Genomic DNA, 23,473 nt, shown 5'->3' on the forward strand with positions numbered 1-23,473 from the left:
TCGAAGGTTTACTTGGCTACAGCGATGGCTTGCGGCGCGTTGGTCGGGATGACCTGGGCGATCTGGCCGTCGGCGTACACCTGGTTGCCCAGGGCGCGCACGGCGACGACTTGGTAAGGCTTGTCGATCTTGAACTGCACCTGCGAGCCGCCCAGGGCATTGGGCAATACCACCTGGTGCTGGCCTTGCGGCAGGCGAATGCGCGCTACCAGGGTGCGGTCCGGCAGGGTGCGCCAGGTGCGGGTGTCGGCGCCTTCGGTGATCGCCGAAGCGATGCCCACCGCCAGGCCGGCCAGCGGGTTCACTTCGTTGAGCTTCTTCTGCGCCACGCCACGGCTGATGGCGCGTACCGTGGTGCGTACGATGATGCCCGGCATGTCGTCACGCAGGGCGCGGCGCGACATGTCGGTGGTGCTGTTGAGCAGGGTCAGGTTCAGCGGCTTGCCGTTCAGCGATACCTGATCGAAGCTCGGCGTGCTGCTGTCGGCACGGATCACCGGGAACGACAGCGGGGTGATGACCAGGTTGCCGCTGATCGGCAGTGGCAGCGGGACGCGTACCGAGTCGCGGGCCGGCGCGAAGCCGCTCTGTACCACCAGCAGGACTTCGCTGTCGCCGTTCTTGCCGGCGTCGGCGTCGAGCTTCTTCAGTGCGTCCTCGAGCAGCGGGGTGTTGGGGCGCAGTTCAACGGCCTTGCGGTAACCCGGTGCGGCCAGGCCTTTCTCGCCCAGGGCCTCGTAGACGAAGCCGGACAGGTAATGGCTGAACGCGCTCTGGTAGCTGTTCTTCAGGTTGACCACTTCCGGAGCGTCCAGCGACGCCACAGGGTAGCCCTGCAGGTCCTTGAACTGAGTGGTGACGCCCTGGCGCTGGGCCTCCTGCTCGCTCTTGAGGTATTCCTTGTCACGCAGCTCGGCGATCACCGCTTCGCGTTCGTGGGTCTTCTTGATTTCGGTGCGGGCACCGTCGAAGTCGTTGCGTGCCAGCAGGTTGAGGGCCATCTGCGTGGTCAGCATGACCTTTTCGTAGTCGTAGCCTTCGTAGCGACGCACCTTGTCGTTGACCAGGAAGCTGCCGAACTGCGCCAGGTACTTGTCGGCGTCGAGCTTGACCGATTCCTCCCAGGTGTAGATCACCCGGTCGGCGGAGTGCCAGGCCGCCTGGCTACCGTCCAGGTCGCCCTTGGCGCGCAGCAGTTCGCCCTTCTCGAAGTAGTAGAGCAGGTCCTTGTCGGCACTGGTGTTGTTCTTTTCCAGCGTGGCCAGGGCGCCGACGATGTTGCCGGCGGTGAGCTGCTGGTTGGTTTCCTTCAGTTCGGTGTCGTAGCTGCGGAAGGCGGAGCAGCCTGCCAGCTGGACAGCGGCGAGCAGTGCGAGGGCGGTAAGGGCGCGAGAAGACATGGAGCGTTCCAATCCCTGAAAATCGATGGCGAGAATCAGGGTGACCCGCTATGCCAGTCCCATGGCCAGGCGCGTGCGGGCTGCCTGAATGATGTCCGTATGCCGGAGCCGAGCGGCCCTGGAAGGTGCGGAAGCGCGGGATTATAAGCGGCGGGCTGGCGATGACAACGGATATTTGTCCTTGTTCCGGAGGTGCTGGGCTTTCAGATGAGCGGAATGTGAGCTAGCTCACCTGTGCTAGTGCCTTTGGACTAGTCGCGAGCGGCGGACGGCGCAGATGTAATTTTTTGTCACAAATATTCACTCAGAGTCTTGAGCAGCGTCGGATGTAAGGGAACAATGCTCGGCTTTGCCATCCATTGAGAATCATTTCATGTCGTTCCCTGCCCGTTTCCTGGGCTGGCTGCTGCTGCCGGTATTGGCGCTGTTCAGTTCCAGCCTGCTGGCCGAGCCTGTCGAGGGCGCCGCTCAGGCACTGCACCTGCTCGACTACATCGCCGCCGATTACCCGGCCACCGTGGCCGACGGCAAGGTGGTCGAAGATAGCGAGTATCGCGAGCAGGTCGAGTTTCTGGGCGCACTGCACGGACTGGTGAACGGGCTGCCGGCGCGTGCCGGGCGTGATGCGCTGGAGCGCGGGGTCGCTGACCTGCAGCAGGCCGTGGCCAGTCATGAGGACGGTGCTCTGGTGGCCCGCCAGGCGCGTCAGTTGGGTGCCAGCCTGGCGGCCCTGTATGAGGTCAGCCAGGCGCCGCTGATCACGCCGGACCCGGCCCGGGGCGCACCGCTCTACGCTCAGACCTGCTCGGTCTGCCATGGTGACAGCGGTGCGGGCGACGGGCCGGCGGGAATCGGCCTGGACCCGGCGCCGTCGAACCTGCGCGATGCCGTGCGCATGGGCCGTCTGAGCCTCTATGACCTCTACAACACAGTGGGGTTGGGAGTGAGCGGTACCGACATGCCGGCCTTCGCCGAGCTGCTGGACGAGCGCCAGCGCTGGGACCTTGCCGTGTACATCGCCAGCTTCAGTGCGCCGGCCACGGCGGCAGCCGACAAGACCTGGAACATTGCCGAGCTGGCTCGCCAGACCCCGGCCGAGGTGGAAGCCAGCGACGGCCCGCAGGCTGCTGCGGCATTCCGCGTTCAGCGCGCCAAGCCACCCCAGGCCCAGCGCGGCCCAGCGCAATTGCTGGACTACACGCGTAGCACTCTGGACAAGAGCCTGGCGGCTTATGCCAGCGGTGACCGTGACCAGGCCTACGACCTGTCGGTGGCCGCTTATCTGGAAGGCTTCGAGCTGGTGGAAAGCTCGCTGGACAACGTCGATGCCGCGCTGCGCAAGGATACCGAGAAGTCGCTGATGGCCTACCGTCAGGCGGTGCAGGACAGCCTGCCGCAAGAGCAGGTGAAGCAGCGCCTCGACCTGGCCAAGGTCAAGCTGCAGGCCAGTGCCGAGGCGCTGGGCGGCGATGGCCTGAGCGTATCGCTGAGCTACATTTCCGGTCTGCTGATCCTGCTGCGCGAAGGCCTGGAGGCGATTCTGGTGCTCGCCGCGATTCTTGCCTTCCTGCGCAACACCGGCCAGGAGTCGGCGGTACGCAGCGTCAACGTTGGCTGGGGGCTGGCCTTGCTGGCCGGCCTGGGCACCTGGGCGCTGGCTGCTTATGTGATCGATGTCAGCGGTGCGCAGCGCGAGTTGCTGGAAGGTGCTACTGCGCTGTTCGCCAGCGTGATGGTGCTGTGGCTGGGTGTGTGGATGCACGACCGGCGGCATGCGGCAGCCTGGCAGGACTACGTCAAGAGCAGCCTGGTCAGTGGCGGCGGGCGCTTCGGCTTCGCGGTGCTGGCGTTCTTCTCGGTGTATCGCGAGCTGTTCGAGGTGATCCTGTTCTACGAGACCCTCTGGCTGCAGGCCGGCCCGGCTGGCCACAATGCCGTACTGGCGGGCGGCGCCACGGCGCTGGTGCTGTTGCTGGGGCTGGCCTGGGTGATCCTGCGTGGCTCGGCGAAGCTGCCGCTGGCGCTGTTCTTCTCGATCAACGCCGCGCTGTTGTGCGCGCTTTCGGTGGTGTTCGCCGGGCATGGCGTCAAGGCATTGCAGGAAGCCGGCATCTTCGGCACACATCCGGTGAATTTCTTCGAATTCGACTGGCTGGGCATCCATGCCGATGCCTGGTCGCTGAGCGCCCAGGCGCTGGCCTTGCTGGCCGTCGTAGTGCTCTATGGACGCAGCCGCCTGCAGGAGCGCCGCGCCCAGGTCTGAGGCGTGGTGCTCAGGACGCGTCGTCGTGCTCGTGGGTGAGTTCGACGATGCGGTCGACCAGCTTGTTGATGCCGGCGGCCGCCTCACTGATGCTGCCGGCGAGCATGTAGGCCGGCGTGCTGACCAAGCGGCGTTCGACGTCTTCGACGATATCTTCGACGTGGCAATCCTGATGCACACCGCCCATCTGGATGATCGCCGCAGCGGTGTCGGGGTCGTTGCCGATGGTGCTGATGACGCCTTCGCCGTAGATCCTGGCGGCCAGCGCCGGGGTGATGCAGATCAGCCCGACCGGCTTGCCTGCGGCGGCAAATGACTGCAGCAGGTTCAATACGTCGGGCTGCACCTGGCAGGCGGCACCTTCGCTGGCCAGGTCGGACAGGTTCTTGGCTGAGCCGAAGCCACCGGGGACGATCACCGCGTCGAAGTCTTCGGCACGGGCCTCGCGCACGTCTTGAACCGCGCCGCGGGCGATGCGCGCAGACTCCACCAGTACGTTACGTGTCTCTGCGCTGGGGTTGCCGGTCAGGTGGTTGACGACATGCAGCTGCGGGATGTCGGGGGCGAAGCATTGCGTCGTTACGCCGCGCTGGTCCAGGCGCAGCAGGGTCAGGACGCTTTCGTGGATCTCTGCTCCATCGTAGACACCGCAGCCGGACAGGATTACGGCTACTTTCTTGGTCATCGGCGACACTCTCCGTCTCAGGCCCGACCGGGTGGCGGGCATATGAAACATGGGATCGTATCAGCAGGCGGGCGTTCAGTGGGCCAACCCGGCAGGGTCGGCCGCGGGGGTTAATCGTCGGTTTTCTTGTCGAGCGTGTCGGCTTGCAGGGCTGCACCGGAGGCGGCTGCCAGCTTCTCTTCGCGCGCCAGGCGTGCGGTACGGATACGCCGACGCAGCCACAGCGCCAGGCCGATCACCAGCAGGCCGCCGAGCACCCACATCTCGTACTTCTTGATATTGCCCAGCAGGCCTTCCATGAAGGAGCCGAAGTGATAGGCGGCGGCCGCCAGGGCTATGGCCCATACCGCCGCACCGATGCCATTGAGCAGCAGGTAGCGCCCCGGCGGATAGCCGGACAGGCCGATGGCCACGGGCATTACCGTGCGCAGGCCGTAGACAAAGCGGAAACTCAGAACCCAGAGGTCGGGATGCTTGCGCACCAGGCGCAGCGCCCGGTCGCCCATAGCCTGCCAGCGCGGCTTGCGGGCGAGGATCCGGCGCCCGTGGCGGCGACCCATGAAGTACCACAGCTGGTCGCCAGCGTAGCTCCCGCAGAACGCGACGATCATGACCATATTGAGGTCCATGTAGCCACGAAAAGCCAGGAAACCGGCCAGAACCAGAATGGTTTCGCCTTCGAAGAAGGTGCCGATGAACAGGGCCAGATAGCCGAAATCGTTGAGAAAATTCTGGAGCATTGTCTGGGTGCTGGCGAAATGAGGACGCAGCCTAACCCGCGCAAGGCAAACTGGAAAGCGTCGGTGTGCGTCTGTAGGTTAAAGAATGTTACAACCATAGTCGTGCAAAATACGCCAGCCGCTCTGCTGCGGCCTTGAGTCGCACATTGCACTTAAAGTGTCACACATTGGTCATAATGGCGGCTTATAACTGTCGCGCTTGCCCGCGCATGCGGGCCCAGGAGTATTGCCGTGAGTTTCACCCCCGCAAACCGCCTGTTCCCTCTCACTCGCCTGCGTCGTAATCGCCGCGACGACTTTTCTCGTCGCCTGGTGCGCGAGAATGTCCTCACGGTCGATGACCTGATTCTTCCCGTATTCGTCCTCGAAGGCGAAAACCGCCGCGAAGCGGTCGCTTCGATGCCGGGTGTGGAGCGCCTGTCGGTCGACCTGCTGCTGGAAGCTGCCGAACAGTGGGTTGAACTGGGCATTCCGGCCCTGGCGCTGTTCCCGGTGACCCCCACCGAGAAGAAATCCCTGGATGCCGCCGAAGCCTGGAACCCCGAGGGCATTGCCCAGCGTGCTACCCGTGCGCTGCGTGACCGCTTCCCGGAGCTGGGCGTCATCACCGATGTGGCGCTCGACCCGTTCACCACCCATGGCCAGGATGGCATCCTCGACGAAGAAGGCTATGTGCAGAACGACATCACGGTCGATGCACTGGTCAAGCAGGCGTTGTCCCACGCCGAAGCCGGCGCCCAGGTCGTGGCACCTTCGGACATGATGGATGGTCGCATTCAGGCGATCCGCGAGGCCCTGGAACTGGCCGGGCATGTCAACGTGCGCATCATGGCCTATTCGGCCAAGTACGCCAGCGCCTACTACGGCCCGTTCCGCGATGCGGTGGGTTCGGCACTGAACCTGGGCAAGGCCAACAAGGCCTCGTACCAGATGGACCCGGCCAACAGCGACGAAGCGCTGCATGAAGTGGTCGCCGACCTGGCCGAAGGCGCCGACATGGTGATGGTCAAGCCGGGCATGCCGTACCTGGACATCCTTCACCGGGTCAAGGACGAGTTCAAGGTGCCGACCTTCGTTTATCAGGTCAGCGGTGAATACGCGATGCACATGGCCGCTATCCAGAACGGCTGGCTCAGCGAGGGGGTGATCCTCGAATCGCTCACCGCTTTCAAACGCGCCGGCGCAGACGGCATCCTGACCTACTTTGCCGTGCGCGCCGCTCAACTATTAAAAGGGCAATAGCCTCCCTCACAGGAACGTTCATGAATACCGAAGGACTCACCCAAGCCACTGTAGAAGTCGATGTTCAGGAGGCTACACCCGTGGTTGAGCCTGCCGTTGAAACTCCGCAGGTCGTGGAGCCTCCCGTGGCCGCAGCGCCTGCCATCGTCGTGCCGAACCTGGATGACAGCAGCCTGTACATCCACCGCGAGCTGTCGCAGTTGCAGTTCAACATCCGAGTGCTCGAGCAGGCGCTGGATGAGTCCTACCCCCTGCTGGAAAGGCTGAAGTTCCTGCTGATCTTCTCCAGCAACCTCGACGAATTCTTCGAGATCCGCGTCGCGGGTCTCAAGAAGCAGATCAATTTCGCCCGCGAACAGGCCGGTGCCGACGGCCTGCAGCCGCACCAGGCGCTGGCGCGCATCAGCGAACTGGTTCACGAGCAGGTCGACCGTCAGTACGCGATCCTCAATGACGTGCTGCTGCCCGAACTGGAAAAGCACCAGGTGCGCTTCATCCGTCGCCGCTACTGGACCACCAAGCTCAAGACCTGGGTGCGTCGCTATTTCCGTGACGAAATCGCGCCGATCATCACCCCGATCGGTCTCGACCCGACCCACCCGTTCCCCTTGCTGGTCAACAAGAGCCTGAACTTCATCGTCGAGCTGGAGGGCGTGGACGCCTTCGGTCGCGACTCGGGTCTGGCGATCATCCCGGCACCGCGCCTGCTGCCACGGGTCATCAAGGTGCCGGAAGATGTCGGCGGGCCGGGCGACAACTTCGTGTTCCTGTCGTCGATGATCCACGCGCATGCCGACGACCTGTTCCAGGGCATGAAGGTCAAGGGCTGCTATCAGTTCCGCCTGACCCGTAACGCCGACCTGGCGCTGGACTCCGAAGACGTCGAAGACCTGGCCCGCGCCCTGCGCGGCGAGCTGTTCTCGCGTCGGTATGGCGATGCGGTGCGCCTGGAAGTGGCCGATACCTGCCCGAAACACCTGTCGGACTACCTGCTCAAGCAGTTCAGCCTGACCGAATCGGAGCTGTATCAGGTCAATGGCCCGGTCAACCTCACCCGCCTGTTCAGTATCACCGGCCTGGACAGCCACCCCGAGCTGCAACATCCGCCGTTCACGCCGGCGATTCCCAAGCTGCTGCAGAACAGCGACAACCTGTTCAGCGTGATCCGCAAGCAGGACGTGCTGCTGCTGCACCCGTTCGAGTCCTTCACGCCGGTGGTCGACCTGCTGCGCCAGGCCGCCAAGGATCCACACGTGCTCGCGGTGCGCCAGACCCTGTACCGCAGCGGTGCCAACTCCGAGATCGTCGACGCGCTGGTGGATGCCGCGCGCAACGGCAAGGAAGTCACGGCGGTCATCGAGCTGCGCGCGCGTTTCGACGAAGAATCGAACCTGCAGCTGGCCAGCCGCCTGCAGGCTGCCGGTGCGGTGGTGATCTACGGCGTGGTGGGCTTCAAGACCCACTCCAAGATGATGTTGATCCTGCGTCGCGAAGCCGGGGAAATCGTGCGCTACGCACACCTGGGGACGGGTAACTACCATGCCGGCAACGCGCGGCTGTACACCGACTACAGCATGCTGACCTCCGACGACGCACTGTGCGAGGACGTGTCCAAGCTGTTCAGCCAGCTGATCGGCATGGGCAAGACCCTGCGCATGAAGAAGCTGCTGCACGCGCCGTTCACCCTCAAGAAGGGCATTCTCGACATGATTGCCCGGGAGACGCAGTTCGCCATCGAGGGCAAGCCGGCGCACATCATCGCCAAGTTCAACTCGCTGACCGACCCGAAGGTCATCCGCGCGCTGTACAAGGCCAGCCAGGCGGGTGTGAAGATCGACCTGATCGTGCGCGGCATGTGCTGCCTGCGCCCCGGCATCGCCGGCGTGTCGCACAACATCCAGGTGCGTTCGATCATCGGCCGCTTCCTGGAGCACACGCGGGTCTACTACTTCCTCAATGGCGGCGAAGAGCAGATGTTCCTGTCCAGTGCCGACTGGATGGAGCGCAACCTCGACAAGCGCGTCGAGACCTGCTTCCCGGTGGAGGGCAAGAAGCTGATCCTGCGGGTCAAGAAGGAGCTGGAGCTGTACCTCACCGACAACACCCACAGCTGGCTGCTGCAGTCAGACGGTCGCTACCTGCGCAGTTCGCCGACCGGCAACCAGAACGCCCGCAGTGCCCAGGCGACCCTGCTGGAGCGCCTGAGCAACCCGGTGCTTACCGTGCGCTGAAGACGATCCCGACCCGGGTCAGCCACTCCGCTTCCAGCGCGAAGTCGGCCTGGGTCAGCTGGTTGTTTTCCAGCCAGCCATCCGGGAACTGCGCGTCCAGGTTCGGGCCGTCGGCGCGCAGCACCACGGTCGGCATTTCCTGGGTGCCACGGATGTGGTGGAACAGGATGGCGAAGCGCAGCAGCACGCACAGGCGGATCAGCTTGATGCCTTCGTCGCCGAACTCGGCGAACTTGTCCTTGGGGATGTTGCGCCGGTGGCCACGCACCAGCAGGGCCAGCTTCTGCTGGTCTTCGTGGGAGAAGCCGGCCAGGTCGGAGTGTTCGATCAGGTAGGCGCCGTGCTTGTGGTAATGGTAGTGGGCGATGTCCAGGCCCACTTCATGCACCTTGGCGGCCCAGCTCAGCAGCTCGGCGTAGTTTTCATCCTGCAATTCCCAGGCATCGGCCACCTGCTCCAAAGCCATCAGCGCCTTGCGCTCGACCCGTGCGGCCTGCTCCATATCGACGTGGTAGCGCTCCATCAGCGAGTTCAGCGTGCGCTCGCGCACGTCTTCGTGATGGTGACGGCCCAGCAGGTCGTAGAGCACGCCTTCGCGCAGAGCGCCTTCGCAGTGGTCCATGCGCTGCAGTTCGAGGGCGTCGAAGATGGCTTCGAGAATCGCCAGGCCAGCCGGGAAAATCGCCAGGCGGTCGGGCTTGATGCCTTCGAAGTCGATCTTGTCGATGTCGCCCAGCTTGAACAGGCGGCGCTTGAGCCAGGCCAGGCCCTCGGCGTTCACTTCGCCCGAGCCGTGGCCATTAGCCTTGAGCACGGCACCGATGGCGCGGATGGTACCGGACGAGCCGATCGCCTCGTCCCATTTCAGGCGGTGCAGAGCCTGCTCGATGCTCATCAGTTCCAGGCGCGCGGCGGTATAGGCCTGGGCATAGCGGGCCGGGGTGATCTTGCCGTCGCGGAAGTAGCGCTGCGTGTAGCTTACGCAGCCCATCTGCAGGCTTTCGCGCAGCAGCGGCTCGAAGCGCTGGCCGATGATGAACTCGGTACTGCCGCCGCCGATATCGGCCACCAGGCGCTTGCCGGGGGTGTCGGCGAGGGTATGCGAGACGCCCAGATAGATGAGGCGGGCCTCTTCACGACCGGAGATCACTTCCACGGGGTGGCCGAGGATGGCTTCGGCGCGATGGATGAATTCGTTGCGGTTGCGTGCTTCGCGCAGGGCGTTGGTGCCGACGATCCGTACGGCGCCCAGCGGCATGCCGTTGATCAGTTGGGCGAAGCGCTTGAGGCAGTCCAGGCCGCGTTGCATGGACTCTTCGGTGAGCTGACGTTCCTCATTGATACCCGCTGCCAGTTGAACCTTTTCTCCCAGCCGCTCAAGAATGCGGATGTCGCCTTGATTGGCCTTGGCGACAACCATATGAAAGCTGTTGGAACCCAGATCGATCGCGGCGATCAGGGAAAAATTCTTGGCTTTGGTATGAGGCATGGTCAGAAAATTCCGGTCAATGACCGCGCCATCCTGCCACGATCCATGCCGGACGCCAACGCGCAGCTGCCCGTAGGGCTGCCGGATGAGCCTTTGCAAGCGGGTGAGGTCATTCGTCGGCCAAGCGCCGGTCGATCGCGAGGCAGCAGGGCCTTGGGCTATAACCTCTGTCTCGTTCCTTCATAGGCATAGTCAATGACGCCGCGCTTCCGCATTGGTAGCGGTGCCGCTATGATGGACGCACGTTTTTTTGCCTAGCAACCCGGAGAATTCCATGAGTAGCGACCTGATCAAACACGTCACCGACGCCAGCTTCGAAGCCGATGTTCTCCAGGCTCAAGGCCCTGTGCTGGTTGACTACTGGGCTGAATGGTGCGGCCCTTGCAAGATGATCGCTCCGGTTCTGGACGACATCGCTGCCACCTATGAAGGCAAGCTGACCGTCGCCAAGCTGAACATCGACGAAAACCAGGAAACCCCTGCCAAGCACGGCGTGCGCGGCATTCCGACCCTGATGCTGTTCAAGAACGGCAATGTCGAGGCCACCAAGGTCGGCGCGCTGTCGAAGTCGCAACTGGCGGCTTTCATCGACGCCAACCTGTAACGCCCGAGCGCTTCAAGACCCCGCAAACAGCGGGGTTTTTTTTGAGCCGCGATACTAGACGCTTCCCTGGTCAGGTGTTACATTCGGCCCCGCAACGGCTTTCCCGTTGCCCCCTGCTAGCCGTCGCCGACGCTCTCCTTTCGATTCAGTACGCGATCCTTTCGCCATCTCCGCGGCGCGGTTTCATTAAGCCCTAGCTTAATTCCCCCTCATATACGATTACTTCATTCCCCTATGAACCTGACTGAACTCAAGCAAAAGCCGATTACCGATCTGCTCGAAATGGCCGAACAGATGGGCATAGAAAATATGGCCCGTTCGCGCAAGCAGGATGTGATTTTTTCCCTGCTCAAGAAGCACGCCAAGAGCGGTGAAGAGATCTCCGGTGATGGCGTGCTGGAGATCCTCCAGGACGGCTTTGGTTTTCTGCGTTCTGCGGATGCTTCCTATCTGGCCGGCCCGGACGATATCTACGTCTCGCCGAGCCAGATCCGCCGTTTCAACCTGCGTACCGGGGACACCATCGTCGGCAAGATCCGCCCGCCGAAGGAAGGCGAGCGTTACTTCGCCCTGCTGAAGGTCGACTCGATCAACTTCGACCGCCCCGAGAACGCCAAGAACAAGATCCTGTTCGAGAACCTGACGCCGCTGTTCCCCAACGAGCGCCTGAAGATGGAGGCCGGCAACGGCTCCACCGAAGACCTCACCGGCCGGGTCATCGACCTCTGCGCTCCGATCGGCAAGGGTCAGCGCGGCCTGATCGTCGCCCCGCCGAAAGCGGGCAAGACCATCATGCTGCAGAACATCGCGGCCAACATCACCCGCAACAACCCTGAATGCCACCTGATCGTGCTGCTGATCGACGAGCGTCCCGAGGAAGTGACCGAGATGCAGCGCACCGTGCGCGGCGAAGTGGTCGCCTCGACCTTCGACGAGCCGCCGACCCGTCACGTACAGGTCGCCGAGATGGTCATCGAGAAGGCCAAACGCCTGGTCGAGCACAAGAAGGACGTGGTCATCCTGCTCGACTCGATCACCCGTCTGGCACGTGCCTACAACACCGTAATCCCGAGTTCCGGCAAGGTCCTGACCGGTGGTGTCGACGCCCACGCCCTGGAAAAGCCGAAGCGTTTCTTCGGTGCGGCGCGTAACATCGAGGAGGGCGGCTCGCTGACCATCATCGCCACCGCGCTGATCGAAACCGGCTCGAAGATGGATGAAGTGATCTACGAAGAGTTCAAGGGTACCGGCAACATGGAGCTGCCCCTGGACCGCAAGATCGCCGAGAAGCGTGTATTCCCGGCCATCAACATCAACCGTTCCGGCACCCGCCGCGAAGAGCTGCTGACCGCCGACGACGAGCTGCAGCGTATGTGGATCCTGCGCAAGCTGCTGCATCCGATGGACGAAGTGGCGGCCATCGAGTTCCTGGTGGACAAGCTCAAGACCACCAAGACCAACGATGAATTCTTCCTGTCCATGAAACGCAAGTAACGGACGGTTTCATCGGAAATGGCGCCCTCGCGGCGCCATTTTTTTTGCCTGTGCGCTGGCACGTCCATACAGAGCAGGTACGATGTGCACCTCTTTGTAAAAGTGGCCGGGTCAATGAAATTCAAGGATCTTAGGGACTTCGTGCAGCAGCTTGAGCAGCGCGGAGAATTGAAACGCATCCAGATGCCCATCTCCCCCGTGCTGGAGATGACCGAAATCTGTGACCGCACCCTGCGAGCCAAGGGCCCGGCCCTGCTCTTCGAAAAACCGGTGGGCTTCGACATGCCGGTGTTGGGTAACCTGTTCGGTACGCCGGAGCGGGTCGCCATGGGCATGGGCGCCGAATCCATCGCCGAGCTGCGCGAAATAGGCAAGCTGCTGGCCTTCCTCAAGGAGCCCGAGCCGCCCAAGGGGCTCAAGGACGCCTGGTCCAAGCTGCCGATCTTCAAGAAAGTCATCGCCATGGCGCCCAAGGTGGTCAAGGACGCGCCCTGCCAGGAAGTGGTCATCGAGGGTGATGACGTCGACCTTGGCCTGCTGCCGGTGCAGACCTGCTGGCCTGGCGATGTCGCGCCGCTGATCACCTGGGGTTTGACCGTCACCCGCGGGCCGAACAAGGAGCGCCAGAACCTGGGCATCTATCGCCAGCAGGTGATCGGCCGCAACAAGGTCATCATGCGCTGGCTGAGCCATCGGGGTGGGGCGCTGGACTACAAGGAATGGTGCGCGAAGAATCCGGGCCAGCCGTTCCCGGTAGCCGTAGCCCTGGGCGCCGACCCGGCGACCATTCTCGGCGCGGTGACGCCGGTGCCGGACAGCCTGTCCGAATACGCTTTCGCCGGCCTGCTGCGTGACAGCCGCACCGAGCTGATCAAGTGCCGGGGCAGTGACCTGCAGGTGCCGGCCAGCGCCGAGATCGTCCTCGAAGGTGTGATTCATCCCGGTGAGATGGCCGACGAAGGCCCCTATGGCGACCATACGGGCTACTACAACGAGGTGGACAGCTTTCCGGTGTTCACCGTCGAGCGAATCACCCATCGGCAAAAGCCGATCTACCACAGCACCTACACCGGCCGGCCGCCGGATGAGCCGGCAATTCTTGGCGTGGCGCTCAACGAAGTGTTCGTGCCGATCCTGCAGAAGCAGTTTCCGGAGATCACCGACTTCTACCTGCCGCCCGAGGGCTGCTCGTACCGCATGGCGGTGGTGACCATGAAGAAGCAGTACCCCGGCCATGCCAAGCGCGTCATGCTGGGTGTGTGGTCGTTCCTGCGACAGTTCATGTACACCAAGTTCGTTATCGTCACCGACGACGATATCAATGCACGGGACTGGAACGACGTCATCTGGGCCATCACCACGCGCATGGACCCCAAGCGCGACACGGTGATGATCGACAACACCCCTATCGACTACCTCGATTTCGCCTCGCCGGTGTCCGGCCTGGGCTCGAAGATGGGCTTGGACGCCACCCACAAGTGGCCGGGCGAAACCAGTCGCGAGTGGGGGCGTGCCATCGTCAAGGATGAAGCGACCACACGCCGTGTGGACGAGATCTGGAACCAGCTGGGAATCGATTGATGCGTGTAACCCTGCAGCCCTCCGGCGCCATTCTGCAAACTCTGCCCGGTGAGGCCATCCTGGCGGCGGCGCAGCGTCTGGGCTACGAATGCCCGAACAGCTGCCGCAATGGCAACTGCCATGTCTGTGCGGCGCTGCTGGTGGAAGGCCGCGTGGTCCAGGACGGTCAGGAGCACGACCATGGCGAGGTGTATACCTGCCTGGCACAGCCGCTGGAGGATTGCGTGGTGCTCTGGGACGGCGTGTTGGCGCACGGCGAGCTGCCGGTGCGGCGCCTGGCCTGCCAGCTCAGTGAATGTGTCGCGGTGGGTGGCGATGTCTGGCGCATCGGCCTGCGCGCCCCAGCGGGCAAGCCGCCGCGCTATCACGCCGGGCAGTACCTGATGCTCGAACGTGAAGACGGCGGCCAGTCGGCGTTCTCCCTGGCCAGCGCGCCGCATGCCGGGCGTGATCTGGAGCTGCACGTGCTGGCCCGCGAGGCCGGTGCCCAGGCCCTGCTGGCGCAGTTGCAGCGCGACGGGCTGGCGCGGGTCGAGCTGCCATTCGGTGATACCCATCTGGCCGAGCTACCGGATGGACCGTTGGTACTGATCGCTGCCGGCACCGGCATGGCGCAGATGCACAGCCTTATCGAACACTGTCGCGTCAGCGGCTTCCGCCATCCGGTGCACTTGTACTGGGGCGTGCGCCGCCCCGAGGATTTCTACGTCATCCGCCATTGGGACGCCTGGCAGCAGCTGCCCAACCTGCATCTGCACAAGGTGGTCAGTGACCTCTGTGGTTGGGAGGGGCGTTGCGGCCTGTTGCATGAGGCGGTGCGTGAAGACATCGCCGACCTTTCTCAGGTGCATGTCTACGCCAGCGGCTCGCCCGCGATGGTGTATGCCACCCTTGATGCGCTGGTCGAAGCGGGCATGGACGCCCACCGCATGCGCGCCGACGTATTCGCCTACGCCCCTCGCTGACCGGCCTGAAGCGGCTTGGGCCGTGAATCGACCGCCTGTTCATGGCAGATGCAATGAATTTCCTGGTCCTTTCGCGAGCCAGCCCGCTTATGACCTGCCCGCAGAGCATTATTGCCAATCGGTCTTGAAAACCGCGTGCTTAGCGCTTCGCCAGACGGTCCAGGCGGTTGGATTGGATTTTGCTTCATGCCAGTATGATCCGGCCGCCGGAATCGTTTCACTGGCGGCTGCTCGATTCTTTTCGCTCTATCGCTATCGCGACACCGGTCTGTCGGCCGATGGGCGCCAGATGCCCGGCACCGGCTGGCCATGGCAAGGCACTTGCCAGGGAGACTCAATGGGTAATCCAGTCAATGATCTCGCCGCGGCCGTACACGGCGGCCTGGGCCTCACTTATCCGCCGGTCATCGACCTCGGCCCGCAACTGACCCACGAACAACTGCTGGCCTCGATGCACGCTACCCTGCAACGGCATGAGGGCGGGCCGGTCTGGCTGTTCGCCTATGGTTCGTTGATCTGGCGCCCGGAGTGCGCCACCGTGGAGCGCCAGCGCGCCCGTGTGCATGGTTACCACCGCGGGCTGTATCTCTGGTCGCATGAGCATCGCGGTACGCCGGATGCGCCGGGGCTGGTATTCGGCCTGGATCGCGGTGGTTCCTGCACGGGCGTCGCCTATCGCCTGGCCGATGAATGCCTGGAAGAGTCGTTGCTGGCGCTGTGGAAACGCGAGATGCCATACCCGTCGTATCGGCCGCACTGGCTCAGTTGCCGGCTGGCCGATGGCAGCAAGATCCAGGCCTTGGGCTTCGTGCTGGAGCGGCACCTGCCCAGCTACGCGGGCAACCTGCCCGACAGTGTGCTGAGCCAGGTCCTGGCCTGCGCCAGCGGGCGTTCCGGCACCACGCGCGATTACGTGCAGCAGACTGCCCAGGCGTTGCGCAGCCACGCCATGCCAGACCGGAATCTGGAGGCGCGGCTCAGGCGTTGCGGGTCGCTGGTCTGAATCAGGCCTTGACCGGACGCGAGGTGCTGGCAGCCTGCTTGTGCCGCAGGGTCGGTGCCAGGAAGGCCATGGCCAGGATGCACGAACCCACCAGCAGGACGAAGCCGCCGTCCCAGCCGAAGTGGTCCACGGTGTAGCCGATGGCGGCGCTGGCTGCGACCGATCCGCCTAGGTAGCCGAACAGGCCGGTAAAGCCGGCGGCGGTACCGGCGGCTTTCTTCGGCGCCAGTTCCAGGGCCTGCAAGCCGATCAGCATCACCGGGCCGTAGATCAGGAAGCCGATCGACACCAGGGCGATCATGTCCACGGTCGGGTTGCCTTCCGGGTTCAGCCAGTAGACCAGGGTGGCGACGGTCACCAGGAACATAAACACCATGCCGGTCAGGCCGCGATTACCCTTGAAGATCTTGTCCGACATCCAGCCGCACAGCAGGGTGCCGGGAATGCCGGCCCACTCGTAGAGGAAATATGCCCAGGAGCTTTTATCGACGGTGAAGTGCTTGGCTTCCTTGAGGTAGGTGGGCGCCCAGTCGAGTACGCCGTAGCGCAGCAGGTAGACGAACACGTTGGCCAGGGCGATGTACCACAGCAGCTTGTTGCGCAGCACGTACTTGACAAAGATTTCCTTGGTGCTGAATTCCTCTTCATGGCTGGCGTCGTAGCCTTCCGGGTAATCGTTCTTGTATTGCTCGATCGACGGCAGGCCCACCGATTGCGGGGTGTCGCGCATGGTCGCGAAGGCGAACACCGCCACCAGCAAAGCCACCGCCGCCGGCACGTAGAACGCCGCATGCCAGTCGTTGGTCCAGCCCAGGCCGAGCAGGAACAGTGGGCCGATCAGGCCGCCACCGACGTTGTGCGCAACGTTCCATACCGACACCACGCCACCGCGTTCCTTCTGCGACCACCAGTGCACCATGGTGCGCCCGCTGGGCGGCCAGCCCATGCCCTGTGCCCAGCCATTGATGAACAGCAGGATGAACATGATGGTCACGCTGGACGTGGCCCAAGGCGCGAAGCCGAAGATGAACATCACTCCGGCCGAGACCAGCAGGCCGAAGGGCAGGAAGTAGCGTGGGTTGGAGCGGTCGGAGACCAGGCCCATGAGGAACTTCGACAGGCCGTAGGCGATGGCGATGGCCGACATCGCCACCCCCAGCTGGCCGCGGGTATAGCCCTCTTCGATGAGGTAGGGCATGGCCAGCGAGAAGTTCTTGCGCAGCAGGTAGTAACCGGCATAGCCAATGAAGATGCCGGCGAAGATCTGCCAGCGCAGGCGACGGTAGGTGCTGTCGACCTGCTCTTCGGGCAGGGGCGCGCGGTGTGGGGCGGGACGGAAAAACGCAAACATGAAGATGCTCCGGTTCTTGTTCTTTTTGCGAAAGTGAATGTTACATTTTCGTTACAGAAAAAAGCAGTGCCTCCGGACGTTTGGAGCCAAATTTTTTTCGTTTTTGTTCATTTGTGAACATGTTCGCACTTCGGTGGTGCGCCAGCTTGCACGCAGCGTGACGCCGTCGACCTATTCCTTTTGCGCGTTTGGCCGATAAGCTCTGAGTAGTCCGGATTCATGCCAGGCCTGTGCTGGGTCTGGCAGCCGGATTGGCGCTACACTGCGTGTCGCTGCGGCGCTCGCCCCGGGCGACCGGCCTGGCGCTGCGCGGGCAAATCGAATTGAGGAGTGGATTGTGAAAGCGTGGATCCTGATGTTGCTGGCTTTGACCTTGCCCGCCCTGGCGCAGGCCGAGGAAAAGAAGGAAGAATCGGCTGAGCCCAAGCCAGCCTATGTGACCCTCGCGCCACCGTTCGTTGGCAACTACGCCCTGGATGGCGGCCCCAAGCTGCGCGTCTACAAGGCCGACATCGCCTTGCGCGTGACCGGCACCGAGGCCCAGGCTGCGGTCAAGCGCAATGATCCCCTGATTCGCAATCAACTGGTGGCGCTGTTCTCCCAGCAGACCGTCGAGAGCATGAGCAGCGCCGATGCCAAGGAAAAGCTGCGTCAGGAAGCGCTCAAGCAGGTTCAGCAGGTGTTGACCACCGAAGAGGGGCAGCCCTATGTCGAAGACCTGCTGTTCAACAACCTGATCGCCCAGTAAAGGCATTCAGCGCAGGGCGAGAATGGCCGCCCACTGTTCGGCGGTCACCGGCATCACCGACAGGCGGCTGCCCTTTTGCACCAGCGGCAACTGTTCCAGTGCGCTCTGCTGTTTCAGGTAACCCAGCCCCAGCACTTGGGTGAAGAGGCTCTCGAAGGCAACGTCGATGGCGCTCCAGGGGTTCTTTTCCGCGCTGGCCTTGGCGTCGAAGTAATGACTGTCGGGGTCCAAGGCCGTAGGGTCCGGGTAGGCGGCGCGAGCGATGGTGCCGATACCGGCAATGCCGGGTTCCGGGCAACTGGAGTGGTAGAAGAAGAACGCATCGCCTATCTTCATGGCACGCAGAAAGTTGCGTGCCTGATAGTTGCGCACCCCGTCCCAGCGGGCTGTGCCCAAGCGTTTCAGGTCGCTGATCGAGAACTCGTCAGGCTCCGATTTCATCAGCCAGTAGGCCACGTTGCATACTCCTGTTACGAAAAAAACAAGGCAATGACAAACCGACAGCCGGTTGACGTCAGGATTTGCGTACTGGATCACGTTATCGCAAAATGCCGCACCTTTCAGTTATCGCTGTTGCACGACCATCTACATCGCTGCCGACAACGTATTGATTTGCTGCAGGAGGGCAATCAATGAATCGCAAGCCGGATCTTCTCTGGATTCTCGTTTTCTTGTTCGGCTTGGGTATCGTGACCACCGGTTATGCGCAGAGTCTCTGGTCCAACAAGACTGAAGCGCCCGTCCACGTCGCTCAGCAGAAGGGCGTGAGCCGCAACTGAGCCGTCCTGGGGTCAGTCGGTGAACGCGGCTTCAGCCACGAAGACCGCCCGCTCACAGCAGATGCGCTGATTTACTGCCCATTCGCGGCTGAAGCCGCTGCTACTTGGTTCGATTGGTAAGCATCAGGCCTGGGCCAAGTACCAGCGCTTGTCCGAGACCGTGCCCAGCAGCGGGATATCCCAACTGGCCATCGCCAGGCGCTCGACTTTCTGACATTCATGGGCCAGCCCGAGCAATACCGGCTTGCGCCAGGTCTTGCGGCGGCTGCGATAAGCCAGGCTGCGGTCGTAGAAACCACCCCCCATGCCCAATCGACCGCCCTGTTCGTCGAAGCCCACCAGGGGCAGAAGAACCAGGTCCAGCGCCCATACTGGTCGCTGCCTCGAGCGGTCGATGCGCGGTTCCGGAATGCCGAAGCGGTTCGCTCGCAGGGCTTCACCCCGGCGCACCCGCTGGAACACCATTTTCGTCCGTGGCCAGGCGTTCAGCACTGGCAGGTAGGTGGCCTTGCCGCGACGTTGGGCTGCGCGCATCAGCCAGCGCGGGTCGATTTCCCCGTCATTGGCCAGATACAGCGAGACATGCCGAGCGCGGCGGAACAGCGGGTGCTGGGCCAGCTGGCGGTACAGGTCGCGTGCAGCATCACGTTGCTGGCTCTGGCTCAGGGCTCTGCGGGCCTGGCGCAGTTGGCGACGCAATTGCGGGCGGGTCAGGACGGGTTGGGTGCTCATGAACGGCTGGTCATGCAGGCGGGTCCTCGACTGAGGAAGGGGAACAGCCACTGCCAGTGAGGGCAGGCAATGGCTGAAAACTGGACTCCCCGACGAGCCGCTGTCGGTGTAGCCCTTGAACCCGAAAGTTCAAGGTGGAGATTGCAGGAGGTTTTAAGGCTTTCCGTCGAGCGGACATGCACACCAACCCCGACGTGCAACCCCCGTGGTTGTGCGTATCGGCTCAGGGACATGACCGACTGGCAAACACTCCAGGGAGCGGCGCAAGTATACAGAAACGTTACGCAATATTCAGCCCCGAGACGCATCCGGTGCTGGAGCGCCCTCGCCAGCCAGGGCCAGATCGACTTTTTCGAGCAGGTCACGGACCTGTTCGCGGGTCGAGCCGCCGACCTGCATGTCGGGCAGATTCTGCTTGTGCAGCAGGTCGTGGGTAATGTTCAGGGCAGCCATGACGGCGATCCGATCCGCGCCGATCACTTTGCCGCTGCTGCGGATCTCACGCATCTTGCCGTCCAGGTAGCGGGCGGCGCTGATCAGGTTGGTGCGCTCTTCCTGAGGGCAGATGATCGAGTATTCCTTATCGAGGATTTGGACGGTGACGCTGTTGCCGTTGCTCATGAGTCTTGCTCCAGGGCCTTGAGGCGCGAAATCAGTGACTCGACCTTCTGCCGGGCGATTTCGTTCTTTTCGATGAGGTGGGCGCGTTCCTCGCGCCAGGACTTTTCCTGAGCTAATAGGAACGCATTTTGGCTTTTTAGTTGCTCGACCCGTTCGAGCAACAGCTCCAACCGGTTCATCAGCGCTTGCAGATCGGTGTCTGGCATGGGTCCCCACGGAATACTTTCTGATGAGCGGCACGACTTCGCCGTCGATGATTCTGCCTGGTGGGGACTTTAAGGGTTTCGGCTTGTGCTGAAACGCTAACAGCCCCTACGATACAAGGCCTCCATTCTAGACATTGCGCCCTTTGGCGACCAGTTGACCATGCCCACTCCGAATTCTCCCTACAAAGCCTTCGCCACCCTGCTGAGCAGCAATGGCCACCCGGTCTCTCCCGCCGAACTGCACGGCCTTCTGCTTGGCCGCAGTTGCGCTGGCGCCGGTTTCGACAGCGAAGGCTGGTTCGCCGACGCTTCTATCCTGCTGGAGTCCGAGCCCCAGGAAAACGTGCGCCAGGCGCTGGTCGGCCTGCAGGAAATGGTCAAGGGCGAGTTGAGCAGCGAAGACATGACCGTGGTCCTGCTGCTGCCCGGCGACGACGAACCACTGGCCGAACGCGCTGTGGCGCTGGGGCAGTGGTGCCAAGGCTTCCTCTCGGGCTTCGGCCTGGCGGCCGGCGACCGCGTACTGAGCATCGAGGCCACCGAAGTGCTGCAGGACCTCGCTGCCATTGCCCAGGTCCAGGACGCCCTCGAAGAGTCCGAGGATGGCGAAAACGACTACATGGAAGTCATGGAATACCTGCGCGTCGCGCCGTTGCTGCTGTACTCCGAGTGTGTCAGGAAAGACCCTGCCCAGGCGCAGCCCAAGCCGTCCCTGCACTGATCCCCAACCCGGCGTGGCCGGTTGCGGCTGGCCCGCAGCGGCGCGCCTCCACGGGAGGTGTCCCTTGTCGATGATCCATATTCCGAAGGCCGAGTACGCGCGGCGTCGCAAGGCCCTGATGGCGCAGATGGAGCCCAACAGCATCGCCATCCTGCCGGCGGCGGCCGTGGCTATCCGTAATCGTGACGTCGAGCACGTCTACCGCCAGGACAGCGACTTCCAGTACCTGACCGGTTTTCCTGAACCCGAAGCGGTGGTTGTGCTGATTCCGGGTCGCGAATACGGCGAGTACGTGCTGTTCTGCCGCGAGCGCAACCCCGAGCGTGAACTGTGGGACGGCCTGCGCGCCGGCCAGGAGGGCGCCGTACGTGACTACGGTGCCGACGACGCATTCCCCATCAATGACATCGACGACATCCTGCCCGGCCTCATCGAAGGCCGGGACCGGGTCTACTCGGCCATGGGCAGCCATGCCGAGTTCGACCGGCACCTGATGGAGTGGATCAACAGCATCCGCTCCAAGGCTCATCTCGGCGCCCAGCCGCCGAACGAATTCGTTGCCCTGGATCACCTGCTGCATGACATGCGCCTGTATAAATCGGCCGCCGAGGTCAAGGTCATGCGCTATGCCGCGCAGGTCTCGGCGCGTGCCCACGTACGCGCCATGCAGGCTTGCCGCGCCGGGTTGCACGAATACAGCCTGGAGGCCGAGCTGGAATACGAATTCCGCAAGGGCGGTGCACGCATGCCGGCCTATGGGTCCATCGTCGCTTCCGGCCGCAACGCCTGCATCTTGCATTACCAGGAAAACGCCGCTGCGCTGAAAAACGGCGACCTGGTGCTGATCGATGCCGGTTGCGAGATCGACTGCTACGCCAGCGACATCACCCGCACCTTTCCGGTCAGCGGCCGCTTTTCAGTCGAGCAGAAGGCGATCTACGAACTGGTGCTCAAGGCCCAGCAGGCCGCCTTCGAGGCCATCGGGCCCGGTCGGCACTGGAACGAGGCCCACGAGGCCACGGTGCAGGTGATCACCGCCGGCCTGGTTGAGTTGGGGTTGCTCAAGGGTGACGTGGCGCAACTGATCGAAGACGGTGCGCACCGGGCGTTCTACATGCACCGTGCCGGGCACTGGCTGGGCATGGACGTGCACGATGTCGGCGACTACAAGGTCGGTGGTGAGTGGCGTGTGCTTGAACCCGGCATGGCACTGACCGTCGAGCCGGGAATCTATATTGCGGCAGACAACCAGAATGTCGCGAAGAAATGGCGGGGTATCGGTGTGCGAATCGAAGACGATGTGGTGGTGACCCGGCAGGGCTGCGAGATCCTCACCGGTGACGTGCCGCGCAGCGTGGCCGAGATCGAGGCGCTGATGGCTGCGGCGCGCGCGGAGGTGGCATGAGCCGTTGCAACCTGGCGATCATCGGCGGCGGCCTGGTCGGCGCCAGTCTGGCCCTGGCCTTGCAGGCCGGTGCCCGCGAGCGTGGCTGGAAGATCGTGCTGATCGAGCCCTTCGCGCCGGGCGACAGCTTTCAGCCCAGCTACGACGCGCGGTCCTCGGCCTTGTCGTTCGGCACCCGGCGCGTCTACGAGCGGCTGGGGCTGTGGCAAGCCATCGCCCGACGGGCCGAGCCGATCCTGCAGATCCAGGTCTCCGACCGCGGACGTTTTGGCGCGACCCGCCTGTCGGCCATCGAAGAAGGTGTACCGGCGCTGGGCTACGTGGCCGAGAACGCCTGGCTGGGCCAGTGCCTGTGGCAGGCGCTGGACCCCGAGGTGGTGAGCTGGCGGGTGCCGGCCGAAGTGCTGAAGATGCAGGCCGTGGACGCCGGCTACCGGCTGACCCTCAATGACGATACCGAACTGGAGTGTGACCTGGCCGTGCTGGCCGATGGTGGGCGCTCCAGCCTGCGTGAGCAACTGGGCATCGGCGTACGCCAGCGGCCCTACGGGCAGAGTGCGCTGATTGCCAACATCACCCCAAGCGAAGCGCATGGCGGTCAGGCCTTCGAGCGCTTTACCGAACAAGGCCCCATGGCCCTGTTGCCGTTGCCGGACAACCGCTGCGCGCTGGTCTGGACCCGTAAGGGCGATGACACCCAGCGGCTGGCGGCCTTGGACGACCAAGCGTTCCTCAGCGAGCTGCAGGGCGTTTTCGGTTACCGCCTGGGCCGGCTGTGCCAGGTCGGTGCCCGGCATGTCTACCCGCTGAACCTGGTCGAGGCCGAAGAGCAGGTGCGTTCGCACCTGGTGGTGCTGGGCAACGCGGCGCACAGCCTGCACCCCATCGCCGGGCAGGGCTTCAATCTGTCGTTGCGTGACGTCGACGCACTGGCTGAGACCCTGCTGGAAAGCGACCGGTCGCCGGGCGAGCTGGCGACCCTGCAGCGTTACCTCGACCGCCAGCGATTGGACCAGCAGATGACCGTCGGCTTTTCCGACAAGGTCACCCGGCTGTTCGGCAGCTCGCAGCCGTGGGTCGTGGCCGGCCGTAACGTGGGCCTGCTCGGCCTGGACCTGCTGCCCCCGGCCAAGCGCTGGTTCGCCCGCCAGGCCATGGGCCTGGGGACCCGCTCGGACGCCTAGGCGTCCGAGCGGCCAAAAAGCCTGTTTTT

22 protein-coding genes and 1 other RNA gene are annotated in these 23,473 nt (G+C 63.4%); 13 read left to right on the forward strand and 10 right to left on the reverse strand.

Going from position 1 to position 23,473, the window contains the following annotated elements; genetic code table 11:
- Positions 1-8: 8 nt before the first annotated feature.
- Positions 9-1,400: a hypothetical protein gene (locus RRX38_RS17140; RefSeq protein WP_315960037.1), complete on the reverse strand. Its 1,392-nt coding sequence runs from the start codon at positions 1,398-1,400 to the stop codon at positions 9-11.
- A gap of 373 nt (positions 1,401-1,773) precedes the next feature.
- Here RRX38_RS17140 and RRX38_RS17145 point away from each other — a divergent pair, with 373 nt between their 5' ends.
- On the forward strand, positions 1,774-3,663 hold the full coding sequence (locus RRX38_RS17145; RefSeq protein WP_315960038.1) for an FTR1 family protein: 1,890 nt from the start codon (positions 1,774-1,776) through the stop codon (positions 3,661-3,663).
- A 10-nt stretch (positions 3,664-3,673) separates the two neighbouring features.
- Here RRX38_RS17145 and elbB read toward each other — a convergent pair whose 3' ends face one another.
- Together elbB and RRX38_RS17155 are read right to left on the reverse strand one after the other, a co-directional pair.
- Positions 3,674-4,348, reverse strand: a complete 675-nt coding sequence (gene elbB / locus RRX38_RS17150) for an isoprenoid biosynthesis glyoxalase ElbB (protein WP_315960039.1) — start codon at positions 4,346-4,348, stop codon at positions 3,674-3,676.
- A 110-nt stretch (positions 4,349-4,458) separates the two neighbouring features.
- Entirely contained in the window at positions 4,459-5,088 is a 630-nt protein-coding gene (locus RRX38_RS17155; RefSeq protein ID WP_295472173.1) for a DedA family protein, read from the reverse strand.
- 231 nt (positions 5,089-5,319) lie between these two features.
- Between RRX38_RS17155 and hemB the strand changes: the two genes are divergently transcribed.
- Both hemB and ppk1 read left to right on the forward strand, forming a co-directional pair.
- The gene (hemB, locus tag RRX38_RS17160) at positions 5,320-6,330 is read left to right on the forward strand and encodes a porphobilinogen synthase (RefSeq protein WP_315960040.1); all 1,011 of its coding nucleotides are present in this window, start codon (positions 5,320-5,322) and stop codon (positions 6,328-6,330) included.
- Positions 6,331-6,350: 20 nt separating this feature from the next.
- Entirely contained in the window at positions 6,351-8,561 is a 2,211-nt protein-coding gene (gene ppk1, locus RRX38_RS17165; RefSeq protein WP_295472170.1) for a polyphosphate kinase 1, read from the forward strand.
- Here ppk1 and ppx read toward each other — a convergent pair.
- Positions 8,548-10,050 carry an exopolyphosphatase gene (ppx, locus tag RRX38_RS17170; protein ID WP_295472168.1) on the reverse strand — a complete coding sequence of 501 codons (1,503 nt, stop codon included), beginning with the start codon at positions 10,048-10,050 and terminating at the stop codon, positions 8,548-8,550. The genes ppk1 and ppx overlap by 14 nt on opposite strands.
- Before the next feature lie 274 nt (positions 10,051-10,324).
- Here ppx and trxA point away from each other — a divergent pair, with 274 nt between their 5' ends.
- From trxA to RRX38_RS17195, 5 genes are all read left to right on the forward strand, one after another.
- Positions 10,325-10,654: a thioredoxin TrxA gene (gene trxA / locus RRX38_RS17175; protein ID WP_295472166.1), complete on the forward strand. Its 330-nt coding sequence runs from the start codon at positions 10,325-10,327 to the stop codon at positions 10,652-10,654.
- Between the two features lie 234 nt (positions 10,655-10,888).
- A complete protein-coding gene (gene rho, locus RRX38_RS17180; RefSeq protein WP_295472164.1) occupies positions 10,889-12,148 on the forward strand; it encodes a transcription termination factor Rho in 1,260 nt (419 codons plus the stop codon).
- 114 nt (positions 12,149-12,262) lie between these two features.
- A complete protein-coding gene (gene ubiD, locus RRX38_RS17185; protein WP_295472162.1) occupies positions 12,263-13,729 on the forward strand; it encodes a 4-hydroxy-3-polyprenylbenzoate decarboxylase in 1,467 nt (488 codons plus the stop codon).
- Positions 13,729-14,694, forward strand: a complete 966-nt coding sequence (locus tag RRX38_RS17190; protein ID WP_315960041.1) for a CDP-6-deoxy-delta-3,4-glucoseen reductase — start codon at positions 13,729-13,731, stop codon at positions 14,692-14,694. Before ubiD ends, RRX38_RS17190 begins: the two co-directional genes overlap by 1 nt.
- Before the next feature lie 337 nt (positions 14,695-15,031).
- The gene (locus tag RRX38_RS17195) at positions 15,032-15,697 is read left to right on the forward strand and encodes a gamma-glutamylcyclotransferase (protein WP_315960042.1); all 666 of its coding nucleotides are present in this window, start codon (positions 15,032-15,034) and stop codon (positions 15,695-15,697) included.
- Position 15,698: 1 nt separating this feature from the next.
- On the opposite strand, the gene glpT is transcribed toward RRX38_RS17195, so the two are convergent.
- A complete protein-coding gene (glpT, locus tag RRX38_RS17200) occupies positions 15,699-17,048 on the reverse strand; it encodes a glycerol-3-phosphate transporter (protein WP_295472156.1) in 1,350 nt (449 codons plus the stop codon).
- Between the two features lie 337 nt (positions 17,049-17,385).
- On the opposite strand from glpT, the gene RRX38_RS17205 reads away from it, so the two are divergent.
- On the forward strand, positions 17,386-17,796 hold the full coding sequence (locus RRX38_RS17205; protein ID WP_295472154.1) for a flagellar basal body-associated protein FliL: 411 nt from the start codon (positions 17,386-17,388) through the stop codon (positions 17,794-17,796).
- A gap of 6 nt (positions 17,797-17,802) precedes the next feature.
- Here RRX38_RS17205 and RRX38_RS17210 read toward each other — a convergent pair whose 3' ends face one another.
- Entirely contained in the window at positions 17,803-18,252 is a 450-nt protein-coding gene (locus tag RRX38_RS17210) for an EVE domain-containing protein (protein WP_315960043.1), read from the reverse strand.
- 176 nt (positions 18,253-18,428) lie between these two features.
- Here RRX38_RS17210 and RRX38_RS17215 point away from each other — a divergent pair, with 176 nt between their 5' ends.
- On the forward strand, positions 18,429-18,575 hold the full coding sequence (locus RRX38_RS17215) for a hypothetical protein (RefSeq protein ID WP_295472151.1): 147 nt from the start codon (positions 18,429-18,431) through the stop codon (positions 18,573-18,575).
- Between the two features lie 123 nt (positions 18,576-18,698).
- On the opposite strand, the gene RRX38_RS17220 is transcribed toward RRX38_RS17215, so the two are convergent.
- The 4 genes from RRX38_RS17220 to RRX38_RS17235 form a co-directional block, all read right to left on the reverse strand.
- A complete protein-coding gene (locus tag RRX38_RS17220; RefSeq protein ID WP_315960044.1) occupies positions 18,699-19,307 on the reverse strand; it encodes a 5-formyltetrahydrofolate cyclo-ligase in 609 nt (202 codons plus the stop codon).
- Positions 19,308-19,389: 82 nt separating this feature from the next.
- Positions 19,390-19,568, reverse strand: a non-coding RNA gene (ssrS, locus tag RRX38_RS17225) — 6S RNA.
- 30 nt (positions 19,569-19,598) lie between these two features.
- Positions 19,599-19,928 carry a cell division protein ZapA gene (locus tag RRX38_RS17230; protein ID WP_295472148.1) on the reverse strand — a complete coding sequence of 110 codons (330 nt, stop codon included), beginning with the start codon at positions 19,926-19,928 and terminating at the stop codon, positions 19,599-19,601.
- Positions 19,925-20,134: a TIGR02449 family protein gene (locus RRX38_RS17235; protein ID WP_295472146.1), complete on the reverse strand. Its 210-nt coding sequence runs from the start codon at positions 20,132-20,134 to the stop codon at positions 19,925-19,927. Before RRX38_RS17235 ends, RRX38_RS17230 begins: the two co-directional genes overlap by 4 nt.
- 160 nt (positions 20,135-20,294) lie before the next feature.
- Here RRX38_RS17235 and RRX38_RS17240 point away from each other — a divergent pair, with 160 nt between their 5' ends.
- The 3 genes from RRX38_RS17240 to ubiH all read left to right on the forward strand — a co-directional run bounded on the left by RRX38_RS17240 (position 20,295) and on the right by ubiH (position 23,444).
- Complete coding sequence (locus RRX38_RS17240; protein WP_295472145.1) at positions 20,295-20,855, forward strand: YecA family protein; 561 nt, start codon at positions 20,295-20,297, stop codon at positions 20,853-20,855.
- A gap of 70 nt (positions 20,856-20,925) precedes the next feature.
- Positions 20,926-22,260 (forward strand): Xaa-Pro aminopeptidase, encoded by a 1,335-nt coding sequence (gene pepP, locus RRX38_RS17245; RefSeq protein WP_315960045.1) that lies wholly within the window; start codon positions 20,926-20,928, stop codon positions 22,258-22,260.
- A complete protein-coding gene (gene ubiH, locus RRX38_RS17250; RefSeq protein ID WP_315960046.1) occupies positions 22,257-23,444 on the forward strand; it encodes a 2-octaprenyl-6-methoxyphenyl hydroxylase in 1,188 nt (395 codons plus the stop codon). Before pepP ends, ubiH begins: the two co-directional genes overlap by 4 nt.
- Positions 23,445-23,473: the final 29 nt, after the last annotated feature.

The organism is Pseudomonas sp. DTU_2021_1001937_2_SI_NGA_ILE_001 (genome assembly GCF_032463525.1).
Classification (GTDB): Bacteria; Pseudomonadota; Gammaproteobacteria; order Pseudomonadales; family Pseudomonadaceae; genus Aquipseudomonas.